At 71.2% G+C, this 21,098-nt stretch carries 21 protein-coding genes; 12 read left to right on the top strand and 9 right to left on the bottom strand.

Annotated features, from left to right (window positions below):
- Window positions 1-549: HAD-IC family P-type ATPase (locus ACF1CT_RS27275; RefSeq protein WP_391786601.1), on the top strand; the 549-nt coding region annotated here is incomplete at its 5' end.
- Between the two features lie 119 nt (window positions 550-668).
- Here ACF1CT_RS27275 and ACF1CT_RS27270 read toward each other — a convergent pair.
- Window positions 669-1,250, bottom strand: coding sequence for a GNAT family N-acetyltransferase (locus tag ACF1CT_RS27270; protein ID WP_391786600.1), 582 nt, complete (start codon window positions 1,248-1,250; stop codon window positions 669-671).
- A 156-nt stretch (window positions 1,251-1,406) separates the two neighbouring features.
- Here ACF1CT_RS27270 and ACF1CT_RS27265 point away from each other — a divergent pair, with 156 nt between their 5' ends.
- The gene (locus ACF1CT_RS27265; protein WP_391786599.1) at window positions 1,407-2,120 is read left to right on the top strand and encodes a hypothetical protein; all 714 of its coding nucleotides are present in this window, start codon (window positions 1,407-1,409) and stop codon (window positions 2,118-2,120) included.
- Window positions 2,121-2,273: 153 nt separating this feature from the next.
- Window positions 2,274-3,581: a Cmx/CmrA family chloramphenicol efflux MFS transporter gene (locus ACF1CT_RS27260; protein WP_391786598.1), complete on the top strand. Its 1,308-nt coding sequence runs from the start codon at window positions 2,274-2,276 to the stop codon at window positions 3,579-3,581.
- Between the two features lie 129 nt (window positions 3,582-3,710).
- On the opposite strand, the gene ACF1CT_RS27255 is transcribed toward ACF1CT_RS27260, so the two are convergent.
- Both ACF1CT_RS27255 and ACF1CT_RS27250 read right to left on the bottom strand, forming a co-directional pair.
- Entirely contained in the window at window positions 3,711-4,031 is a 321-nt protein-coding gene (locus ACF1CT_RS27255; RefSeq protein WP_391786597.1) for a DUF4031 domain-containing protein, read from the bottom strand.
- Window positions 4,028-4,396: a hypothetical protein gene (locus ACF1CT_RS27250; protein ID WP_391786596.1), complete on the bottom strand. Its 369-nt coding sequence runs from the start codon at window positions 4,394-4,396 to the stop codon at window positions 4,028-4,030. The genes ACF1CT_RS27255 and ACF1CT_RS27250 overlap by 4 nt, the downstream gene beginning before the upstream one ends.
- A gap of 172 nt (window positions 4,397-4,568) precedes the next feature.
- Between ACF1CT_RS27250 and ACF1CT_RS27245 the strand changes: the two genes are divergently transcribed.
- The 3 genes from ACF1CT_RS27245 (at window position 4,569) to ACF1CT_RS27235 (ending at window position 8,318) form a co-directional block, all read left to right on the top strand.
- Entirely contained in the window at window positions 4,569-5,486 is a 918-nt protein-coding gene (locus ACF1CT_RS27245; protein WP_391786595.1) for a MurR/RpiR family transcriptional regulator, read from the top strand.
- Window positions 5,487-5,626: 140 nt separating this feature from the next.
- Entirely contained in the window at window positions 5,627-6,610 is a 984-nt protein-coding gene (murQ, locus tag ACF1CT_RS27240; protein ID WP_391786594.1) for an N-acetylmuramic acid 6-phosphate etherase, read from the top strand.
- Window positions 6,611-6,731: 121 nt separating this feature from the next.
- Complete coding sequence (locus tag ACF1CT_RS27235) at window positions 6,732-8,318, top strand: PTS transporter subunit EIIC (RefSeq protein WP_391786593.1); 1,587 nt, start codon at window positions 6,732-6,734, stop codon at window positions 8,316-8,318.
- A gap of 254 nt (window positions 8,319-8,572) precedes the next feature.
- Here ACF1CT_RS27235 and ACF1CT_RS27230 read toward each other — a convergent pair whose 3' ends face one another.
- The 3 genes from ACF1CT_RS27230 to ACF1CT_RS27220 form a co-directional block, all read right to left on the bottom strand.
- A complete protein-coding gene (locus ACF1CT_RS27230; RefSeq protein ID WP_391786592.1) occupies window positions 8,573-8,809 on the bottom strand; it encodes a hypothetical protein in 237 nt (78 codons plus the stop codon).
- Window positions 8,806-9,045 (bottom strand): hypothetical protein, encoded by a 240-nt coding sequence (locus ACF1CT_RS27225; protein WP_391786591.1) that lies wholly within the window; start codon window positions 9,043-9,045, stop codon window positions 8,806-8,808. Before ACF1CT_RS27225 ends, ACF1CT_RS27230 begins: the two co-directional genes overlap by 4 nt.
- A 166-nt stretch (window positions 9,046-9,211) precedes the next feature.
- Complete coding sequence (locus ACF1CT_RS27220; RefSeq protein ID WP_391786590.1) at window positions 9,212-10,057, bottom strand: nucleotidyltransferase domain-containing protein; 846 nt, start codon at window positions 10,055-10,057, stop codon at window positions 9,212-9,214.
- A gap of 591 nt (window positions 10,058-10,648) precedes the next feature.
- Between ACF1CT_RS27220 and ACF1CT_RS27215 the strand changes: the two genes are divergently transcribed.
- The gene (locus ACF1CT_RS27215; protein ID WP_391786589.1) at window positions 10,649-12,262 is read left to right on the top strand and encodes an adenosine deaminase; all 1,614 of its coding nucleotides are present in this window, start codon (window positions 10,649-10,651) and stop codon (window positions 12,260-12,262) included.
- A 72-nt stretch (window positions 12,263-12,334) separates the two neighbouring features.
- Here the strand turns inward: ACF1CT_RS27215 and ACF1CT_RS27210 are convergent, their stop codons facing one another.
- A complete protein-coding gene (locus tag ACF1CT_RS27210) occupies window positions 12,335-12,700 on the bottom strand; it encodes a VOC family protein (protein WP_391786588.1) in 366 nt (121 codons plus the stop codon).
- A gap of 93 nt (window positions 12,701-12,793) precedes the next feature.
- Here ACF1CT_RS27210 and ACF1CT_RS27205 point away from each other — a divergent pair, with 93 nt between their 5' ends.
- Window positions 12,794-13,759 (top strand): helix-turn-helix transcriptional regulator, encoded by a 966-nt coding sequence (locus tag ACF1CT_RS27205; RefSeq protein ID WP_391786587.1) that lies wholly within the window; start codon window positions 12,794-12,796, stop codon window positions 13,757-13,759.
- A 39-nt stretch (window positions 13,760-13,798) separates the two neighbouring features.
- On the opposite strand, the gene ACF1CT_RS27200 is transcribed toward ACF1CT_RS27205, so the two are convergent.
- Window positions 13,799-14,434 carry a TetR family transcriptional regulator gene (locus ACF1CT_RS27200; RefSeq protein ID WP_391786586.1) on the bottom strand — a complete coding sequence of 212 codons (636 nt, stop codon included), beginning with the start codon at window positions 14,432-14,434 and terminating at the stop codon, window positions 13,799-13,801.
- A 131-nt stretch (window positions 14,435-14,565) separates the two neighbouring features.
- Here ACF1CT_RS27200 and ACF1CT_RS27195 point away from each other — a divergent pair, with 131 nt between their 5' ends.
- The 4 genes from ACF1CT_RS27195 to ACF1CT_RS27180 all read left to right on the top strand — a co-directional run bounded on the left by ACF1CT_RS27195 (window position 14,566) and on the right by ACF1CT_RS27180 (window position 19,079).
- Window positions 14,566-15,756 carry a cytochrome P450 gene (locus ACF1CT_RS27195; protein WP_391786585.1) on the top strand — a complete coding sequence of 397 codons (1,191 nt, stop codon included), beginning with the start codon at window positions 14,566-14,568 and terminating at the stop codon, window positions 15,754-15,756.
- Window positions 15,757-15,811: 55 nt separating this feature from the next.
- The gene (locus tag ACF1CT_RS27190; protein ID WP_391786609.1) at window positions 15,812-15,997 is read left to right on the top strand and encodes a ferredoxin; all 186 of its coding nucleotides are present in this window, start codon (window positions 15,812-15,814) and stop codon (window positions 15,995-15,997) included.
- 696 nt (window positions 15,998-16,693) lie between these two features.
- Window positions 16,694-17,590, top strand: a complete 897-nt coding sequence (locus tag ACF1CT_RS27185; protein ID WP_391786584.1) for a hypothetical protein — start codon at window positions 16,694-16,696, stop codon at window positions 17,588-17,590.
- A gap of 247 nt (window positions 17,591-17,837) precedes the next feature.
- The gene (locus ACF1CT_RS27180) at window positions 17,838-19,079 is read left to right on the top strand and encodes an esterase/lipase family protein (RefSeq protein WP_391786583.1); all 1,242 of its coding nucleotides are present in this window, start codon (window positions 17,838-17,840) and stop codon (window positions 19,077-19,079) included.
- 230 nt (window positions 19,080-19,309) lie between these two features.
- On the opposite strand, the gene groL is transcribed toward ACF1CT_RS27180, so the two are convergent.
- Entirely contained in the window at window positions 19,310-20,932 is a 1,623-nt protein-coding gene (groL, locus tag ACF1CT_RS27175) for a chaperonin GroEL (RefSeq protein WP_352280049.1), read from the bottom strand.
- Between the last annotated feature and the right edge of the window lie 166 nt (window positions 20,933-21,098).

Below are 21,098 nucleotides of genomic sequence, written 5' to 3'. Positions count from 1 at the left end.
GAAGTCGCCGACGCCGTCAAGGACACCAGCGCCGAGGCCATCACCCGGCTCCGCGCCCTCGGCCTGACCCCGATCCTGCTGACCGGCGACAACCGGGCGGTGGCCGAGGCGGTCGCCGCCGAGGTCGGAATCGAGAAGGTGTACGCGGAGGTCATGCCGGAGGACAAGGTCGACGTCGTCAAGAAGCTCCAGGCGCAGGGCCGTTCGGTCGCCATGGTCGGTGACGGCGTGAACGACGCGGCGGCGCTCGCCCAGGCCGATCTGGGCCTGGCGATGGGCACCGGCACGGACGCCGCGATCGAGGCCGGGGACCTGACGCTGGTACGCGGGGACCTGCGGGCCGCGGCGGACGCCATCCGGCTGTCACGGAAGACCCTCGGCACCATTCGCACGAACCTGTTCTGGGCCTTCGCCTACAACGTGGCCGCACTGCCGCTCGCCGCGGCCGGGCTGCTCAACCCGATGATCGCCGGTGCCGCGATGGCGTTCTCGTCGGTCTTCGTGGTCGGCAACTCCCTGCGACTGCGCGGGTTCAAGGCGGCGGCGTAGCACCGCACCCGGGAGTTCGAGGGCCCGTCGTGTTCCGCGGAACTGGTACCGCGGAACACGACGGGCCCGTCGTCGCACCGCCACACCTCACGCCGTCACGCCGCCGCACCTCACAACCGTCACGCCGTCTCCATGTCGTCCCGGCCGACGGGGCGTTGCCCGGCCTTCCGGGACTGCGACCGGCCGAGAGAGCGGCAGTAGCGCAGTTTGTTGAGCGAGGCCCCGCCGGTGGTGTCCACCACAGCCGTGCCGTCCGGGTGCCAGCCCGCCGCTTCGTAGAAGCGCCGAGCGCGCGTGTTGTCCTCCAGGACCCACAGAGCGGCCCGTGTGCAGTCGGCCTGTTCGAGGGTTTCGAGCGTGGCTTCCATCAACTGCCTGCCGACCCCGGTGCCCCAGACCTCGGGCAGCGCGTACAGCGTGCCGATCTCCCCGGTGCCGGTCTCCCCGGTGCCGCTGGCCTCGTCGGACGGCCCGAAGCCGGCGAACCCGACGACCCCCGCCTCGGTTTCGGCCACCAGCACGCCCGACGTCGGCCATCGCGCCTGTGCGATACGTGCCGCCCATCCTGGCTCGTCGCGGCGTGGGTCCATGGCATCGAGGTGATGTCGCGGAACGAGACCCGCGAAGGCGACCCGCCAGGAACGTACGTGGACGGCGGCGACCGCCGGGGCATCGTCGGGCTCAGCTCGTCGGATCTGCATGGCCGTCATTCTTCAGGGCCGCCCGTACCGGGCCAAGTCCTTTCACCGAGGGGGGCCGCCCGTGAAACCACGGCCGTGCCCCGTGTCCCGTGTCCCGTGCCCCGTGTCCCGGAACGTTCCCGGACGACCCGGCGGGACAGCCCGTAGGGTCGTGCCATGACCGACAGCTCGCGCGGAAGCAGTGACCGATCAGTCGCCGGTGAGGCGGCCGGGGCTCATGGGGCGGCCGATGCCGAGGACTCCCTCCGCCGTCGTTGGCGGGCGGCGCTCGTCGGGGCCCGGCGCGGAGCTCCCGGCCCCGATCCGCTGCCGTACGCGGACAACCTGCTGGCACGCTGGGCCGAGCCGCAACGGCACTACCACACCACCGCGCACCTGATCGCGGTCCTCGACCACGTCGACACGCTCGCCGGGTACGCGACCGACGTGGACGCCGTACGCCTGGCCGCCTGGTTCCACGACGCGGTGTACCGGCCCGACCGGTCCGAGAACGAGGAGCGCAGCGCCGCCCTCGCCGAACGCGCGCTGCCGGAGGCGGGCGTACCGGCCGAGGTCACCGCCGAGGTGGCCCGGCTCGTCCGGCTCACCGTCACGCACGACCCGGCGGAGGGGGACGCCGACGGCGAGGTGCTGTGCGATGCCGATCTGGCGATCCTCGCGGCGCCGCCCAGGGAGTACGCCGCGTACGCGGCCCAGGTGCGTGAGGAGTACGGCTTCGTGCCCGACGACGCGTTCCGCGAGGGCCGGGCGACCGTACTGCGTCAACTACTCGACCTGCCCGGGCTGTTCCGCACCCCGCTCGGGGCGGAGAGGTGGGAGCCCCGGGCCCGGCAGAACCTGCTGACCGAGTGGGAGCTGCTCAGCCACTGAGTCCGGTCGTCGAACGACGTACGGGGAAAGCACCGGGGCGCCGGACGCGGCGGGAATGTGACAACTGCGTAAATACGACAAGCGGTGGGAATCCTGCGGCGGCGGGCACCGTTGTCAGCTGTCATGCCCGACTCTGCCGCCCCACGTTCCCGTATGCCTCTGGCCGTCTACATACTCGGTCTCTCGGTCTTCGCCCTCGGCACCAGCGAATTCATGCTCTCCGGGCTTCTGCCGCCCATCGCCGACGACATGAACGTGTCCATTCCGCGGGCCGGACTCCTCATATCCGCCTTCGCGATCGGCATGGTGATCGGCGCCCCGCTGCTCGCCGTGGCCACGCTGCGGCTGCCGCGCCGCACCACCCTCATCTCCCTGATCTCCGTCTTCGGCCTCGGACAGGTCGCGGGCGCGCTGGCCCCGACGTACGAGGTGCTCTTCGTGTCCCGGGTCGTGAGCGCCTTCGCCTGCGCCGGGTTCTGGGCGGTCGGTGCGGCGGTCGCCATCGCGATGGTGCCGGTGAACGCGCGGGCCCGCGCCATGGCCGTGATGATCGGCGGTCTGTCGATCGCCAACGTGCTGGGGGTGCCCCTGGGGGCCCTGCTCGGCGAGAATTTCGGCTGGCGCTCGGCGTTCTGGGCCGTCGGCGCGGCGTCCGCGGTGGCCCTCGTCGGTGTGACGACCCTGATTCCGCGCATCCCCGTACCGGAACAGAAGCCGCAGCTCAAGCAGGAGATGAGCATCTACCGGGACCGCCAGGTCTGGCTGTCGATCGTGGTCACGGCACTCGCCGCGGGCGGCGTCTTCTGCGCGTTCAGCTATCTGGCCCCGCTGCTGACCGACGTCGCGGGCCTGGACTCCGGCTGGGTGCCGACGGTGCTCGCGCTGTTCGGAATCGGCGCGCTGGTCGGCACGACGATCGGCGGCCGGGTCGCGGACGCGCATCTCTTCGGGGTGCTGATGAGCGGTATCGCGGCCTCGACGGTGTTCCTGATCGCGCTGGCACTGCTCTCCTCGTACCAGGTGGCCGCGGTCGCGCTCTCGTTCCTGCTGGGTGTGTCGGCGTTCTACACGGCCCCGGCGCTGAACGCCCGGATGTTCAATGTCGCGGGCGCCGCCCCGACCCTGGCCGGCGCGACGACGACGGCCGCGTTCAATCTGGGCAACACCGGCGGCCCCTGGCTGGGCGGCGCGGTGATCGACGCGGACTTCGGCTACGCGGCGACCGCGTGGGCGGGCGCGGCCATGACCGTGCTGGCCCTGGTGGCCGTGGTGTGCTCGTTGAGGCTCCAGAACAGGGGCACCTCGCGGCGAGTGACCGGCTCGCCCGCCGCGGCGGCCTCCCCGGCACCGTCCGCCGGATCCGCCTCCGTGTCCGAATCCGCGTCCGTGCCTGCCTCCGAATCCAGCAGGACGCCGGAGACGTACGCACCGGCCGGCGCCACCGGCACCGGCACCGTCTGATCCCCGCCACGACCACCGCGGTCCACCCGGTCGACATGCTCATCGCAGCCGACACGACCGGCACAACCCGCACGACCGGCACGGTCACGCAACCGGCACGACCACCCGGCACCCGTTCTCGCGTTCTCGTCAGCGGTACCGCCGCTCGACGGCGAGTCCGGGCGCCGGGGCGCCGACGGGCCCGGGCGCCGGGCGTCCCTTGGGCCGACGCAGTCCGGCCTCCGTGAGCCGACGGACGAGTTCCTTGGAGCCGATCTCCTTCGCCCCGGCGCGCACCGCGTCCTCGTACCGTGCCTCCGGTACGTCGTAGTGGTCCCGCTCGAACGCACGGCGCGGGCAGCCGACGGACTCGGCGAAGGCGTGCAGTTCCTCGAAGGACACGTCGCTGACCAGGTGCGACCAGAGTCGCCCGTGCCCCGGCCACTGCGGTGGGTCGATGTAGACCGTCACCGGCGCGGTATCCCGTTCAGCGAACCGACAGGCGCGACCGCGACGGCGGCCTTGGTGCACACCCAGTGCGGGTCCGGGCCCAGTTCCGGCTCGACGTCCAGGGCGTGCGGGTCGCCCATGTCGCAGACCGGGCAGAGCGGCCAGCGCCCGTACCGTTCGAGCAGCGCGTCCTGCACGTCCTGAGCGACAAGTCCGACGACGAACGAGGCGCCCTCCGGCCACTGCTCGACCCACCAGCGGCGATGGGTCACCGCGTCCTCGACCAGCGAGACGATCCCGGCGTCGGCGACATCGCCCGCGGCGAGATCCGCCATGACCAGAGCCCGGGCCGTGTGCAACGCCTGTTCCAGGGGATTCATCTCCATGGGGCCATTGTCACCCCGCCCGCGAACCGGTTTCTCACGCCCGGTCCCGCGCTGTCCGCGCCGCCTGTGGCGGTCCGCGGCGATCCGCCACACGATTCCGGACATCCGGACATCCGGACATGGGGCCCAAAGGGGGGTTGACGGACACCCCGGTTGAAAATATCTTCCAAAGGTGACCAATGACCTGAAGGAAAGTTTCAGCGCTGACTCCCCGCCCGCCCCGGCGGCTCTCGCGGCCAAGGTCCGAACGCTCGCACCGTCCATGACCCGTTCCATGCAGCGAGTCGCCGAGGCCGTCGCCGGTGACCCCGCCGGATGCGCCGCCCTCACGGTCACCGGTCTCGCCGAGCTCACCGGCACCAGCGAGGCGACGGTCGTCCGCACGGCCCGCCTCCTCGGATACCCCGGATACCGCGATCTGCGTCTGGCCCTCGCCGGACTCGCCGCCCATCAGCAGTCGGGCCGGGCCCCGTCCGTCACCGCCGACATAGCGGTCGACGACCCGATCGCCGACGTGGTCGCCAAACTTGCGTACGACGAGCAGCAGACCCTCGCCGACACGGCGGCCGGTCTCGACACGGTCCAGCTCGGCGCCGCCGTGGCCGCAGCCTCCACGGCCCGCCGCATCGACATCTACGGCGTGGGCGCCTCCTCCCTGGTCGGCCAGGACCTGGCGCAGAAACTGGCAAGGATCGGTCTGATCGCGCACTCCCACACGGACCCGCACCTCGCGGTGACCAACGCCGTACAGCTCCGCTCCGGCGACGTCGCCATCGCGATCACGCACTCCGGCTCCACCGTCGACGTCATCGAGCCGCTGAGGGTCGCGTTCGACCACGGTGCGACGACGGTAGCGATCACCGGCCGCCCCGACGGCCCCGTGACGCAATACGCCGACCACGTACTCACCACGTCCACCGCGCGGGAGAGCGAGCTGAGGCCCGCCGCGATGTCGAGCCGTACGAGTCAGCTGCTGGTCGTCGACTGCCTGTTCATAGGCGTCGCGCAGCGCACCTACGAACAGGCCGCCCCCGCCCTCGCCGCCTCCTACGAGGCACTCGCGCACCGCCACACCCCGCGCCCCCGCTGACCCGACCCGATTCGACCCGACCCGATTCGACCCGCGCCGCAGCACCCCTCACCGCACCCGCACCCGCACCCGCACCCGCACCCGCACCCGCACCCGCACCCGCGGAACCGTACGCGACCGAGAAAGCAGAGCCTTCCTCCATGACCTCCACGACCGACGACGACCGCACGGGCGCCGACTCCACCACCCCCGACGGATACGGTCGGCTGCGCGCCCAGCTCGAAACGCTCACCACCGAGGCGTTCCGCCCCGAACTTGCCGAGATCGACCGGATGGGCACGCTCGACATAGCCCGGATCATGAACGGCGAGGACCAGTCCGTCCCGGTCGCCGTCGGCGCCCGGCTGCCCGAGATCGCCGCCGCGATCGACGGCACCGCACAGCGCATGGCCCGCGGCGGCCGTCTGATCTACGCGGGCGCGGGCACCGCGGGCCGGCTCGGCGTACTGGACGCCAGCGAGTGCCCGCCCACGTTCAACACCGATCCGTCCCAGGTCGTCGGGCTGATCGCGGGCGGCCCGTCCGCGATGGTCAAGGCCGTCGAGGGCGCCGAGGACAGCAAGGAGTTGGCCGCCGCCGATCTGGACGCCCTGGGGCTCACCGCCGACGACACCGTGGTCGGCATCTCCGCCTCCGGCCGTACGCCGTATGCGATCGGCGCCGTCGAGCACGCCCGCACCAAGGGCGCGCTGACCATCGGCCTGTCCTGCAACGCGGGCTCGGCGCTGGGCGCCGCCGCCGAGCACGGCATCGAGGTCGTCGTCGGTCCGGAGCTGCTCACCGGCTCCACCCGGCTCAAGGCGGGAACGGCGCAGAAGCTCGTCCTCAACATGATCTCGACGATCACGATGATCCGGCTCGGCAAGACGTACGGGAACCTGATGGTCGACGTCCGTGCCTCCAACGAGAAGTTGCGCGCCCGTTCCCGCCGGATCGTCTCGCTCGCCACCGGCGCGTCCGACGCGGAGATCGAGGCCGCCCTCGCAGCGACGGGCGGTGAGGTGAAGAGCGCCATCCTCACCATCCTCGGCCAGGTCGACGGCCCCACCGCCGAAAGCCTCCTCGCCTCGTCCGACGGGCACCTCCGCGCCGCTCTCGCCGCCGCCCCCCGTCCCACCACCTGATCCACCTGATCCACCGGCACCACGCGCAACGCCGCGCGCGACGCCGGGCAGTACACGCACCACGCACACCACCGGCACTGCCGGCTCCCCGCACCACCCGCACAGCAAGGCACCACGCACCATGGCACCAGAAGACAAGAACCGCGCCACAGCCGCCGCGATCCTTCCGCTCGTCGGTGGCGCCGCGAACGTCGGCTCCGTCGCCCACTGCATGACCCGGCTCCGGCTGGGTCTGCACGACCGCTCACTCGTCGACGACGAGGCCCTGAAGGCCATACCGGCCGTCATGGGCGTGGTCGAGGACGACACGTACCAGATCGTCCTCGGACCGGGCACCGTCGCCCGGGTCACGCCGGAGTTCGAACGGCTGGTGGAGGAGGGCCGGTCGGAATCCTCTGTTCCGGCTCCTGCCGAGGCCACCGCGCCCGCATCCACCTCGGCGTCCGGCTCCGCGTCGGGATCCCCTTCCGCTTCCGCTTCGGCGGCGGAACTGGCCGCCCAGGGCGCGGCGATCAAGGCGGCGCGGAAGGCGAAGAACGCCACCCCGTTCAAGCTGTTCCTGCGCCGGATCGCGAACATCTTCGTCCCGCTGATCCCGGCGCTCATCGGCTGCGGCATCATCGCCGGTCTCAACGGCCTGCTGGTGAATCTGGGCTGGCTGACCTCGGTCACGCCCGCACTCGCCGCGATGGCGTCCGGCTTCATGGCACTGATCGCCGTGTTCGTCGGGTTCAACACCGCCAAGGAATTCGGTGGCACGCCGATCCTCGGCGGTGCGGTCGCGGCGATCATCGTCTTCCCCGGCGTCGCGAACATCGAGGCGTTCGGGCAGAAGCTCGCCCCCGGCCAGGGTGGTGTGCTGGGCGCGCTCGGCGCGGCGGTGCTCGCGGTGTACGTGGAGAAGTGGTGCCGCCGCTGGGTGCCCGAGGCGCTGGACGTCCTGGTCACCCCGACGCTCACGGTCCTGGTCTCCGGCCTGGTGACGATCTTCGGGCTGATGTACGTGGCCGGTGAGGTGTCCACCGCGATCGGCTCGTTCGCCGACTGGCTGCTGTCCAACGGTGGCGCGGGCGCGGGCTTCGTGCTGGGCGGTCTCTTCCTGCCGCTGGTGATGCTGGGCCTGCATCAGGCGCTGATCCCGATCCACACCACCCTGATCGAGCAGCAGGGCTTCACGGTCCTGCTGCCGATCCTCGCGATGGCGGGCGCCGGGCAGGTCGGTGCGGCCGTGGCGGTCTACCTCCGGCTGCCCCGCAACGGATCGATCCGCCGCACCATCAAGTCCGCGCTCCCGGCCGGTCTGCTCGGCGTCGGCGAACCGCTGATCTACGGTGTCAGCCTCCCGCTGGGCCGCCCGTTCGTCACGGCATGCGTCGGCGGGGCGTTCGGCGGCGGCTTCGTCGGACTGTTCAACCAGCTCGGCGACAAGGTCGGCTCCACGGCCATCGGCCCCTCCGGCTGGGCCCTGTTCCCGCTCCTCGACGGCAACCACGGCCTGGGCACCACGGCCGCGATCTACGGCGGCGGCCTCCTGGTCGGCTATCTGGCCGGTTTCCTCGCCACGTACTTCTTCGGTTTCGGCAAGGACCTGCTGGCGGAGTTCAACGTCGCGCAGGAACCGGCGGGCGCCCCGTCCCCGGTGCCGGGCGGCCCCGCCTCCCCGACGCCCGGCCCGGACACCCCGACGAAGGAACCCGCCGGGGTCTGACCCCGTGCAGGAGTCCCGGCCCCCGGGCACGGACGAGGGCGGCACCCCCACACCGGGTGCCACCCTCGTCCTCGTATCCACGCCGCCCACCACGATCGGCTCCCGCGGGTCGACCGGCGGGGCAGCCCGCGAAACACCTCGCGGGGCGGATCGCGAAACACCTCGCGGGGGCCGGGTGACGGGTCGCCCACCCCTTCTGCCCGGGGCGCTTCCTCGACGGTGCCGGCCCGGGCCATCGGTGCGGCCTTCCGCCCTCAGCGCGGCAGCCGCCCCTCCCGGTTGATCTCCGTCACCCGCGCCCGCAGCGCCAGCCCCGGCGGCGCCGCCCGCACGAGATCGGGCGGACAGTCCCACTCCGCCCCGCCGCCGGGCACCCGCAATCGCACGTAGGGTCCGACGCGCCCCAGGACACGCCCCACCCTGCCGTCCCGGGTGTCCACCGCGAACGCCCCGGGCTCGGGCACCCCCGGTTCGAACCCCTCAGCCGTCATGTCCTGGCCTTCCCCTCCGCCTCCAGCACGGCACTCAACCGCAACGCCGTGTCGAGGTTGCACCGGCCGAGGTCGATCAGCGGCGCCGGATCGCTTCCCGCGCACGACACCGGGTCGACCCTCAACGACGGCAACGTGATCCCCGCCTCGGAAAAGCCCTCCTTCAAACGCGCCACCGCGTCCTCCGCCGCCCGCACTTTCCCCTCCGCCACTTCGCGCCGTTCGATCGTCGTCATGATCCATACCTTTCCACTCTGCGTAATGGCAATGCATACCCAGCGTGTCCAACGCGCGGTCGGCCAGGAAGAGGCGCAGAACCCACAACCGCACGTGTGTCACAGGGAGTTGTCATGCCTAAGCCCAAGGCTCGCCGCAACGGATCCGGAGACCGCCGCAGCCCGTTCAGGCCCGGCGCGAACCGTTCAGCAGGTCGCCGATCTCGTCGTGCAGCGCGCGCGGGACGGACACGGGCCAGCGCCCGGCCGCCTCGGCCGCGAGTTCCCGGCTCCAGCCCCAACCTGCGCGCGCCGCCTCGCGTACGTCCGGTTCGCGGGCGACCGCAGTGGTCGCGGTGTAACGGTCGCGGTCCGCGGCGGGCAGGTCCTGTTCCAGCGCCCGGCTGGGGGTGAGCCAGTGTGCGGTGGAGCCGCGCAGCAGACGGCAGAGCTGGAGTTGCTGCGGTGCCACCACGGCGTGCAGCAGGTTGTGGGCGCGCGCGATCTCGCCGCGCGCCAGGACGTGGGCGAGCATGAGGGTCCAGTTCGTCAGTTCGTCGATCAGCCGCTGGGCCGTGGCGGCCGGCTCCGGCGGGCGGAACTCCGCCAACTGGCCTGCCGCCCGGCGCAGTCGGCCCGTCCGGTCCAGCAGGACGGCGTCCTCGGGACGGGGCAGGTGCACCATCCCCCGCCAGGTGGGCACCTCGTCGATCCCGGGGCCGGCGGCGGTGAGGTGGAACTCGCCGCGCATCAGGTCGTCGAAGACCACGGCGAGGATGCCGTACATGTTGGTGTACGCCAGTGCGAGCGGGGCGAGTTGTCCGAGAAAGGCAGGGCCGTCGAAGTCGGCGAGCAGGTCGTCGCGGACATAGAGGTACGCCTCGATGTCCGAGTGGACATCGGCCTCGCCGAGGGTCCAGGACCCGTAGAGCAGAACGCCTTCGAGACGATCGTCGGCCCGTGCGATCTGCCGCAGCCGGGCGATGCGGTGGTCCAGGGCGGGGCAGGCGGAGGAGCTGGGGCGCATGGTCATGGTGGGTGTCTCTCCTGGGTCGGGCGCGCGGGCACGCCGGGGAGCCCGGCGCCGCCGGGCGGACGACTGCGGTTCCGGCACCCTGATCAGGAGAAGTTGCTGCCCATGACCGGGATTCTACGACCGGACACTCAGGCCCGGCCCTCGGTCGGCGGCACGAGGCCGGGGGCGATCTCGCGCCGTTCCCGCTCCGGCGGCCCGGCCGGATCCGCCGTCCGTCGCGGTGGGCGGCTGACGGGGCTCCCGGGGAAACAGAGAGACCCGGTTCGCACCGGATGCCGCGTCCCGGGGTTCACGTGCGCCGGGGTCGTTCCGGCACACGCATACCGACAGGACGCCGTCCTCGACGGGGAGATGGGCATGGGAGCCCGCACGCCGTCCGCTGCGGCGGTTGCGCCGAGAGCTCTCCCGGATCGCCGGCTCGGGGCGTCCGCCAGTGGGTGCTGCTGCACGCGCTGACAGCAGCGCATGCACGCCCACGCATCCGATGACTCGCCGACGGATGCCCGCACGTACACGATCGGGTGGGAGTTTTCGGCCATACATGCAATTTCGGTGAGAAACGTCTTCGCCGGGGGCGATCATTCCGCCGTGATCTCATCGAACCGGACGGCTCACCGTCCCAAGTCACTTCTGCCCGCCGGGCTCGCCGCGCTCACCGCGCTGTCCCTGCTCCCGGCAGTTCCGGCCGCCGCCGCGACCTCTGCGGGGGAGACACAGCCGCGCCCCGCCGCCGCGCCGTCCTCGCCCCGCGCCGTGACCCCGGCCGAGCGCCGGACCTCCGCGTACCTCGACTCGTTGCGGAACCGGCCCGGCCAACTGAAGTCGTTCTTCAAGGCGTTGCCCAAGGGGGGTGACCTCCACAACCACCTGTCGGGCGCGGCCAGGACCGAGTTCCTGATCAAGCTCGCGGGTGAGAAGGGCCTGTGCATCGATGCGAAGATGACGGCCGTGGCCCCGCCGTGCGGGCCCGGCAAGCGACCGGCCGCCGACGCGCGGACCGACGCCGCGTTCCGGCAGGAGATCATCCGGGCCTGGTCGATGCAGGACTTCCCGGCCAACGAGTCCGGGCACGACCACTTCTTCGACACGTTCGACAAGTTCGGCATGGCCACCTGGGACCGGGGCAAGCTTCTCGCCAATGTGGCCAACACCGTGGCCGAGCAGAACCAGTTCTACTTGGAGACACTGGTCACGCCCGCCTCGGACAGCTCCAAGGCCCTGTCCGAGAAGGTGGGTTACGACCCCGACTTCGCCGCGTTCCACCGGAAGCTGATGGCCGGCGGGCAGCTCGACCGGGTCGTGGACGAGGCGGTCAAGGAGGCCGACGACGCCGACGCCGACTTCCGGGCCGCCGCGCACTGCGACACCTCCCGCCCCGACCCCGGCTGCCGCCTTCCCGTCCGCTGGATCTCCCAGGTGTCCCGGGGCAGCACACCGGCCCGGGTCTTCACGCAGATGGCGGTCGGCATGCGGCTGGCCGAGCGCGACCCGAGGTTCGTCGCGGTCAACCTCGTGCAGCCGGAGGACTGGGACAGCTCGCTGGAGAACTACAGCCTCCAGATGCGGATGCTGAAGTACCTGCGCGGCCTCTATCCGGGCGCCCACCTCACGCTCCACGCCGGGGAGCTGGCCCCCGGCCTGGTCAAGCCGGAGGACCTGCGGTTCCACATCCGCGAGGCGGTGCTCGTCGCCGGGGCCGAACGCATCGGGCACGGGGTGGACCTGGTCCACGAGGACAACTGGCAGCAGCTCGCCAGGACGATGGCCCGGCGCAACATCGCGGTCGAGGTGCCGTTCAGCAGCAACAAGCAGATCCTCGGCGTCTCGGGGGCCGAGCACCCGTTCAACGCCTACCGTCACTACGGCGTCCCGGTGGTCCTGGCCACCGACGACCCGGGGGTCTCGCGGATCGACATCAGCCATGAGTACCAGTACGCCGCGAAGACGTACGGCCTGCGCTACACCGAACTGAAGGACCTGGCCCGCGCCTCGCTGGAGTACGCCTTCCGTGACGGCCGCAGCCTGTGGGTCACCGGTTCCGCGCCGTCCGGCTACCGCATGGTCGCCGCCTGCCACGCCGACCGGCCGGGCGTCGGACAGCCGGGTACGCGCTGCGCCCGCTACCTCGCCGACAACCCGAAGGCGGCGACCGAGTGGCGTCAGGAGGCGGCCTTCGCCACCTTCGAGCGCGGCCACCGGTAACACGAGCCCGCACCACCACCGCACCATCCCGTCGTTCGCCGTCGGGGCGGGCATGGTGCGGGTTCGTGCGGGTCAGTCCACCGGGGAGACCCGAATGAGGTTGCCGTCGGGGTCCGTGACCACGAACGTGCGGCCGAAGACGTCGTCGTGCGGCTCCTCCACGGCCTGGACGCCCTTCGCCGTCCATTTCGAGAAGGTCTCGTCGACGGCGGCCGCCGGGCCGGGCACCATCAGCCCCACCTCGCTCGTGCGGGCGGTGCCCGGTACCGCGTGCTCGTTGCGGCCGGTCCACAGCGCGAACAGGACGCCAGGGGCAACCTCGAAGGCCACGTATCGGGGACTGGTGAAGGTCGGTTCGATCTCGAACAGGTCGCCGTAGAAGGCGGTGGCAGCCTCCGCGTCACGGACATAGACCAGGAACAGGTTGGGTGCGGGCACGGAGCGCTCCTTCGGTCGAGGGATTCTGTACAGCACCAGTTGCCCCCGAAATGACGACAGATCCTGTCATCTTTTATGGGAGAATCGGCCGCCGTGAAGGCTTCGAGGTTGCTGCACCTGCTGCTGCTCCTGCAGGCGCGCAGGCGCATCACCACCACCGAGCTCGCGGAGCGCATGGAGGTGTCCAGGCGGACCGTGCTGCGGGACGTCGAAGCGCTCTCGACGGCAGGTGTGCCCGTCTACGCCGAACGTGGCAGGAGCGGCGGAATCGTCCTTCTTCCCGGTGCGCGGCTGAACGCTTCCCACCTCGAACCGAGGGAGCTGGAGGCCCTGTCCGTCCTCGGTTTGGGTGGCGAGCAGTTGGAGCGCCTGGGACTGACCACGGCACATGAGACCGCCGCCCGCAAGATCGCCGCCCGCCAGGCCACAACATCCGGGACTCAGCGGGTTGCGCGCCTGGCGGACGTGATCCTGGTTGACAGCGCCGCGTGGTTCGCGGATCCGGCGGCGGGCGTGGACATCGCCGACCTGGCATCAGCACTGCGTCACGGGCGTCGGATGCGCGTTGAGTACCGGCGCAGCGCGGAGGGGCGGGCCACAACGCGCGTAGTCGACCCGTACGGTCTCGTGATGAAGGCGGGGCGCTGGTATCTCGTCGCCGATGACCGGAGCAACGGCAGATTGTTCGCCCTGGAGCGGCTGCCGGCTTTCGAGTCACTGGAGACACCGGCTGCGCTCCGCCCGGGGCAGACGCTGCGCACGGTGTGGGCCGCGCTGAAGGAACGCACGGAGTCGCCCGGACAGGTGAGTGTGACCGCCCGCCTCCGAGCAAGTCGGCTCGATCTCGCACGGCGCATCCTCGGCAATCGCATCCAGAAGGTCTCCGGCGCCGAGGGGGAATGGTGCACCGTCGTCGTCCGCTACCCCGACATCGAGTCGGTTCGCCAGCTCCTCCAGTTCGGCGATCACATCGAAGTGATCACGCCGCAGGCCGCCCGCGCCCGTATCGTCCGGCTGGCAAGGGATCTGGCCGGGAGGCACGAGGCCCCGGCCCGGTGATCGCGGGTGACGGCACCTGCCGCCGGTCGATGTACACGATCAGTGCTCCTGCACCCGCTCCCCCGGCTCCCCCGACTCCTCCGGGCAGCCCCGCTCCGGCGCCGCCCAGAGATGACCGAGCGCGCCCAGCACCAGACGGCACACCTCGTCCGGATCGGCGTCGGCCAGCGGTTCACGGGCCACGACCGTCCGCATCATCCCGATTCCGAGCAGCCACGCCATGGCCAGATCCGCCCGCAGCGGGCCGTCCGCCGTACCGGAGAGCCCGGACAGTGCCTTCTGGTACTCCTCGCCCAGCTCACGCAGGGTTCCGGCCGTCTCGTCACCCCGGCCGATGGAGCGGAGATAGACCTCCAGGGTGCGATCGCCCGCCCCGACCGCGCTGCGGGTCAGCATCGAGCGCAGGGCCGCCTCGAAGAGTTCCTCGGGCGGTGTCGAGCGCAGCTGTTCCAGCCCGCCCTGGGCCAGGACCTCGGTGAGAAGCCCCTGTTTGGACCCGAAGTACCGGAACAGCAACGCCTGGTTGACCCCGGCCCGTTCCGCGATGGTCCGGACCGTCGTCCTCTCGTAGCCGTGCTCGGCGAACAGGTCACGGCCCGCCTCCAGCAGTCGCCGACGGGTGGCCGCCGCGTCCCGGCGGCGCTCTTGGGACGGCAGGGCGGGGGCGGACTCCATGGCGGCCTTCCTCTCGGAGCGGCCCGTAAGAATAGCGGTCCGCCGAAGCCGTAAACGGCCGGAAGGCGTCGTTGACCGGCCGTACGGGCACTCCTAACGTTGTAAGCAGCTGCTTACATACGGAGGCCGCAGTGACCACAGCAGAAGCCGCACCCGTCGCCTACCCCTTCAACACAGCGGAGGGTCTGGGCCTCGCGGAGGAGTACGAGCGCGTACGCGACCGGACGGGCCTGTTACGCGTACAGATGCCGTACGGCGAGCCCGCCTGGCTCGTGACCCGCTACGCCGATGCCCGCCTCGTCCTCGGCGACCAGCGCTTCAGCCGGGCCGTGGCCGCCTCGCACGACGAGCCGAGGCAGTCCGAGGGCCAGCGCGACGGCGGCATTCTCGGCATGGACCCGCCCGACCACACCCGGCTGCGCTCGCTGGTCGCGAAGGCCTTCACGGTCCGGCAGGTCGAGAAACTGCGCCCGCAGGTACGCGAGTTGACGGCCGAGCTGCTGGACGCCATGGAGGCGGCCGGTCAACCCGCCGATCTGGTGGATCTGTTCGCGCTGCCGCTGCCGGTGGCGGTGATCTGCCGGATGCTGGGCGTCCCCACCGAGGACCGGCCCAAGTTCCGGGTGTGGAGCGACGCCGCGCTGTCCACCAGCTCCCTCACGGCGGAGGAGTTCGAGCGCAATCGCGACGAACTGCGCGCCTACATGGCCGAGTTGATAGCCCAGCACCGCAAGGCCCCGCAGGACGACCTGATGACGGCCCTGATCGAGGCCCGCGACGGCGGCGACCGGCTCTCGGAGCTCGAACTCGTCGACCTGTGCGTCGGCATCCTGGTCGCCGGTCACGAGACCACGGCGTCCCAGATCCCCAACTTCGTCCTCACCCTGCTGGACCACCCGGACCAGCTCGAACGGCTGAGGGCCGAGCCCGGACTCGTCCCCAACGCGGTGGAGGAGCTGCTGCGCTTCGTGCCGCTCGGCAGCGGCGCCGGTCAGCCCCGTTACGCCACCGAGGACATCGAGGTCGGCGGCACGCTCGTGCGGGCCGGCAGCCCGGTCCTGGTCGCCGTCGGCGCCGCCAACCGCGACGCGCTGCGCTTCACCGCCCCGGGCGTGCTGAACGTCGCCCGCGAGAGCAACCAGCACCTGGGATTCGGCCACGGCGTCCACCACTGCCTCGGCGCCCCGCTGGCCCGGCTGGAACTCCAGGAGGCGCTGAGCGCCCTGATCACCCGCTTCCCGGGGCTGCGGCTGGCGGACGACGTGACGTGGAAGACCGAGATGCTGGTACGCGGCCCGCGTGTCATGCCGATCGGCTGGTGACCCGGTGACCAGTTGGCACGTACGCGTCGACCCGGATCTCTGCCAGGGCTCCGGCATGTGCGCCGGGACCGTCCCCGAGGTGTTCACGCTGGACGGCCGACAGGCCGGACGGGAGCACGCCCGCGCGGTCGCGGACGGGATCGAGCCGGACGAGCGGGTTCTGGACGCCGCCGACATCTGCCCGGCCCTGGCGATCACGGTGCACGAGGGAGACACGGTCGTCGGCCCCCGCCGCGACTGAGCCCCGCCTCACCCTCCCGCTCCCCCACACCACGACCGCCCGTGCCCGGAACGACATTCCGGGCACGGGCGGCTCGCGGAGCATCGCCCCGCACCGCCCGTTTCCTCGGCCGGGCAGCCCCCGGACGAAGCGATCGACCAGATCCGCGACCGCCTCGGGCACCTCCAGCACCATGGGATGGGCGGCGTCGATCCGGATGACGGAGACCGACGGCCGGGTACGGGCGAGCACGGCCAGCTCTTCGGAGAGTTCCCGCGCGAACCGGGCGAGCAGGTCGTCGAACCGCTCCGCCCCCGGCCTCGGCGGATGCCCCCGTCCCGCCCGGACGAGCAGCAGCGGGCACTCCATCCCTTCCGGCCAGGCGGTGACACCGGGTGCGCCGAGCCGGTCGAGCTCCCCGTACATCTCCAGCGCCGCCGCCCGCTCCGGCAGCGTCTGCCACCCGCCGCCCCACAGCACTCACACCGCCTCCGGGGCTCAAGCCTCGTCGTCCGAGCGCTCTTTCAGAGGAATGGGTGGTGGGCCACTCCCCACCCACCCTCCCCACCCCGCCAGTTGACCCGATGTGACCGGTTTGCCACGGACCGTGGCGACGCTCTAGCGTGCGGAACGACACAACAAAACGACCCCTGCCGGTGCGGGAACACCGAACAGGGGCCTGACCAACACGATCGACGAACGAAGGAAATCCGATCCGTGGCTGTCAGCCAGCTTAGTGGCGCCCCGCGCCCGCCGCACGCACCTCTCCCCGCGCCCCCGCAGCCGCACCCGATGGCCAACCCGGGTTACGGCAAGCGCACGGCCCCCTCCCAACTCCCGCGCACCGAGCGCGACTTCAGCCACCTGCCGCCCCGCGAAGCGAGCATCGCCGCCTACCTCGACCAGTTGCCCGACGGCGCCGACATCTCCGTGAAGACGCTGGCCAAGGTGCTGCCGTACGGACAGTGCGCGCTGCGGACCGCACTCAACCGCATTCAGGACGCCGGGCATCTGCGACGCGGCAGCGAGTGCGTCGCCCATGACCACGCCCTGCTCTGGGTGACCCGCACGTTCTTCTCCCGCACCGCCCGCGACGACGCCTGGTGGGCGGCGTTCGCCAACGGCGACGTACCGCCGGAACAGCGTCGACGCCCCACCCGGTCACGGGCGTTCGTGCTGCTGGCCGCGCTCGGGCGCTCCGTTCCCTCGCTCACCCTGTCGGCGGCCGACTGCGCACGACTGGAACCGCTGGTCGCCGAGTGGTTCGAGCGCGGCGCCGCAGAGATCCACATCCTGCACGCCCTCACCGACGGACTCCCCACCCCCGTCCACCACGCCGCCGGACTCGTCCGCCGGCGGCTCACCGACAAAATGCCACCCGAACGGATCACTCCGACCGCGTACCACGCGGTGCCGCGCACCATCGAATGCGGTGAATGCCGCGCCCCCGGCAGGCCCGAAGCCCTCGTCGGTGGCCGCTGCGCCCCCTGCCGGGGCAACCGTCCCACCGACGCACCCGCCGGACCGGCCTGGGCCGTCCCCGCACCGCGCGTACGCGACCGGATGAGCGAGGTACGGGCCGCGATGGCCCCGCCGGAAGGGAAATGCCGATGAGCATGCCGCTCGTTCGCCATGCGGCGCGGCCGTCCCCTCCCGAAGCCGGTCGGCTTCACCCCCGACACGGACGCGCTCAAGGACTCCGTCCGCTGACCGCACCGGACCGCGCACCCATCACACCCCCGCATGGCCGAAACCTGCTCCCACCTGCGAGTGGTTTGATCCACTTCCCCGGCACGGCGACTACTCCCCGTGTTCACGATGGCGCCTGTCGCAATGAACCGGCCCAAAAGGGGAACAACCTGTGTCCGAACCGACCCGCGAGCAGATCGCCTCGGCGCTTCAGAGCAACCCCCCCATCACTCTGATCCCCGGCCTCCGCCGGGACGCCGAGCCGCGCGGTGCGCTTCCGCTGCTGCCCAGGACCGTATGGGACCTGCCGGGCGGCACCGCCTGGGTGTATCACGGCGAGGGGAACCGGGGCCTCGTACGGCCCGTGATCGTCGCCGACGGGTTCCACACGGGGCCGAGCAGCCTGGACTTCGCCTGGGAGGTCATGGAGTTCGGCGACTACCCGCTCATCAGCCAGTTGCGGCGTCGGGGCCACGATGTCGTCCTCGTCGGCTTCCACGAACGCAGTGCGTCCGTTCTGGACAATTCAAGGACCGTACAGGCCGCGATCATGCGGGCGGCCACGGAACAGGAGGGCGACACGCCCCTGGCCGTCGGCGGGTTCAGCACGGGCGGCCTGGTCGCCCGGCACGCCCTGGCCACGCTGGAGCACCGGCGCGAGGATCACCGTACGGCGCTGTATTTCTCCTATGACAGCCCGCACCGCGGCGCCTGGATCCCGATCGGCCTCCAGGCGTTCGCGCACTACGTGAGGGACCTCGACAGCCGGTTCTCCGACCAGATCAACAGCCCGGTCGCCCGCCAGTTGCTGTGGCGGCACATCGAGGAGTGGAACGGGACACCGGGGCAGAGCGCCGAGCGCGCCACGTTCCTCGCCGAGCTGCGACGGGTCGGCGGGTGGCCGCGCAGGCCGCGGCTGATCGGGGTCGCCAACGGCACGGGCGACGGCACCGGAAGCGACGTGCCGGCCGGTGAACTGGCCCTGGAGGGCAAGGGTGCGTCGGTCTGCGGCACCGAGCTCCACACCCAGGCGCCGGGCGACGACGAACGCGCCGCGAAACTGCGGGTGGCGACGCTGAAGTCACACGAGGTGCGCACGCGCGGCCTTCCGTCCCTGGACGGCGCCCCGGGTGGTTCGCTGGAAGGCTTCGGCATCCTCGCCGACGGTCTCAACGCACTCGGTCCGGCACTCGGGTTCAAGACCGACGTCCGTATCCGCTCGCACTGCTTCGTGCCGTCCGTCAGCGCGGTCGACGTCCGCGACCCGGACACGGACGAGGCGCTGTACGCGGATGTCTCCGCGCTCCCGCCGGAGGACAGCGGACTCGACGAGTTCACGCTCGCCGCCCGCAACGAGGGCCACAGCCTGGTCACGGAGGAACTCTCCACCTGGATCATCGACCGGCTCCCGTAACCCGATCCGACCGGCTCCCCATACCGGCACGACCGGGCTCCCGTGGCCCGGCACGACCGGCTCCCTCAGCCCGGCACGACACCGACACGAACGCCGACACCGACACGGACGCGCGTGCCGAGAACGGCGCAGGCCCCCGAGAACGGCGCAGGCCCCCGGGACCGGAAAGGGTCCCAGGGGCCTGCGCGACAGTCCGGCTGTCGCCCGACCGAACTACCGATCCCGAGGGATCAGAAGTCCATGTCACCGCCCGGCATGCCGCCCGGAGCGGCCGCGGCGGCCTTCTCCGGCTTGTCGGCGATGACGGCCTCGGTGGTCAGGAACAGCGCGGCGATGGACGCGGCGTTCTGCAGGGCGGAACGCGTGACCTTCGCCGGGTCGAGGATGCCCTCGGCGATCATGTCGACGTACTCGCCGGTCGCGGCGTTCAGACCGTGGCCGACGGCCAGGTTGCGCACCTTCTCGACGACGACGCCACCCTCCAGGCCACCGTTGACGGCGATCTGCTTGAGCGGGGCCTCCAGGGCCAGCTTGACGGCGTTGGCGCCGGTCGCCTCGTCACCCGAGAGCTCCAGCTTCTCGAAGACGGCCGAGGCCTGGAGCAGAGCCACGCCACCACCGGCGACGATGCCCTCCTCGACGGCGGCCTTGGCGTTGCGCACCGCGTCCTCGATGCGGTGCTTGCGCTCCTTCAGCTCGACCTCGGTCGCGGCACCGGCCTTGATGACCGCCACGCCGCCGGCGAGCTTCGCGAGGCGCTCCTGGAGCTTCTCGCGGTCGTAGTCCGAGTCGGAGTTCTCGATCTCGGCACGGATCTGGTTGACGCGGCCCTGAACCTGGTCGCTGTCACCGGCGCCGTCGACGATCGTCGTCTCGTCCTTGGTGATGACGACCTTGCGGGCGCGGCCGAGCAGGTCGAGACCGGCGTTCTCCAGCTTGAGGCCGACCTCCTCGGAGATGACCTGGCCACCGGTGAGGATGGCGATGTCACCGAGCATGGCCTTGCGGCGGTCGCCGAAGCCCGGGGCCTTGACGGCGACGGACTTGAAGGTGCCGCGGATCTTGTTGACGACCAGGGTCGACAGGGCCTCGCCCTCGACGTCCTCGGCGATGATCAGCAGCGGCTTGCCGGACTGCATGACCTTCTCCAGCAGCGGAAGGAGGTCCTTCACGTTGCTGATCTTCGAGTTGACGATGAGGATGTACGGGTCGTCGAGCGACGCCTCCATACGCTCCATGTCGGTGGCGAAGTACGCCGAGATGTAGCCCTTGTCGAAGCGCATACCCTCGGTGAGCTCCAGCTCCAGACCGAAGGTCTGGGACTCCTCGACGGTGATGACGCCTTCCTTGCCGACCTTGTCCATGGCCTCGGCGATCAGCTCGCCGATCTGGGTGTCGGCGGCGGAGATGGAGGCCGTGGAAGCGATCTGCTCCTTGGTCTCCACGTCCTTGGCCTGCTCCAGGAGGGCGGCGGAGACGGCCTCGACGGCCTTCTCGATGCCCCGCTTGAGAGCCATCGGGTTGGCACCCGCGGCGACGTTGCGAAGGCCCTCGCGGACGAGCGCCTGGGCGAGAACGGTGGCGGTGGTCGTACCGTCGCCGGCGACGTCGTCCGTCTTCTTGGCGACCTCCTTGACCAGCTCCGCACCGATCTTCTCGTACGGGTCCTCCAGCTCGATCTCCTTGGCGATGGACACACCATCGTTGGTGATCGTGGGGGCGCCCCACTTCTTCTCAAGGACGACGTTGCGACCCTTGGGGCCAAGGGTGACCTTGACGGCGTCGGCGAGCTGGTTCATGCCGCGCTCGAGACCGCGCCGGGCCTCCTCGTCGAACGCGATGATCTTGGCCATGTGAAGTGGTCCTCCCGGACAGGGGTGGATTTCTCCGGACCGAGTGGCGCCCGCGACGGACGGCCTGCGTGCCGGTGGTTCCTTGCCCCACCGGACCTGCGGGCCTCACCGGCCCGGTCCAAGTTCTGTCACTCTCACCTGGAGAGTGCTAACGCAATGATTAGCA

This window comes from Streptomyces sp. NPDC014734, assembly GCF_043083325.1.
GTDB lineage: Bacteria > Actinomycetota > Actinomycetes > Streptomycetales > Streptomycetaceae > Streptomyces.
Note: the sequence above shows the minus strand (reverse complement) of the source record. Positions and strands in the feature narration are given on the sequence as shown.

What these genes read in the sequence shown, in the direction of transcription:
- ACF1CT_RS27235 (WP_391786593.1), top strand. Translation starts at nt 6,732, where the DNA reads ATGGCACCAGAAGACAAGAACCGCGCCACAGCCGCCGCGATCCTTCCG.
- ACF1CT_RS27265 (WP_391786599.1), top strand. Translation starts at nt 1,407, where the DNA reads ATGACCGACAGCTCGCGCGGAAGCAGTGACCGATCAGTCGCCGGTGAG.
- ACF1CT_RS27225 (WP_391786591.1), bottom strand. Translation starts at nt 9,045, where the DNA reads ATGACGACGATCGAACGGCGCGAAGTGGCGGAGGGGAAAGTGCGGGCG.
- groL (WP_352280049.1), bottom strand. Translation starts at nt 20,932, where the DNA reads ATGGCCAAGATCATCGCGTTCGACGAGGAGGCCCGGCGCGGTCTCGAG.
- ACF1CT_RS27230 (WP_391786592.1), bottom strand. Translation starts at nt 8,809, where the DNA reads ATGACGGCTGAGGGGTTCGAACCGGGGGTGCCCGAGCCCGGGGCGTTC.
- ACF1CT_RS27250 (WP_391786596.1), bottom strand. Translation starts at nt 4,396, where the DNA reads ATGGAGATGAATCCCCTGGAACAGGCGTTGCACACGGCCCGGGCTCTG.
- ACF1CT_RS27190 (WP_391786609.1), top strand. Translation starts at nt 15,812, where the DNA reads ATGTGCGCCGGGACCGTCCCCGAGGTGTTCACGCTGGACGGCCGACAG.
- murQ (WP_391786594.1), top strand. Translation starts at nt 5,627, where the DNA reads ATGACCTCCACGACCGACGACGACCGCACGGGCGCCGACTCCACCACC.
- ACF1CT_RS27270 (WP_391786600.1), bottom strand. Translation starts at nt 1,250, where the DNA reads ATGCAGATCCGACGAGCTGAGCCCGACGATGCCCCGGCGGTCGCCGCC.
- ACF1CT_RS27200 (WP_391786586.1), bottom strand. Translation starts at nt 14,434, where the DNA reads ATGGAGTCCGCCCCCGCCCTGCCGTCCCAAGAGCGCCGCCGGGACGCG.
- ACF1CT_RS27260 (WP_391786598.1), top strand. Translation starts at nt 2,274, where the DNA reads ATGCCTCTGGCCGTCTACATACTCGGTCTCTCGGTCTTCGCCCTCGGC.
- ACF1CT_RS27220 (WP_391786590.1), bottom strand. Translation starts at nt 10,057, where the DNA reads ATGACCATGCGCCCCAGCTCCTCCGCCTGCCCCGCCCTGGACCACCGC.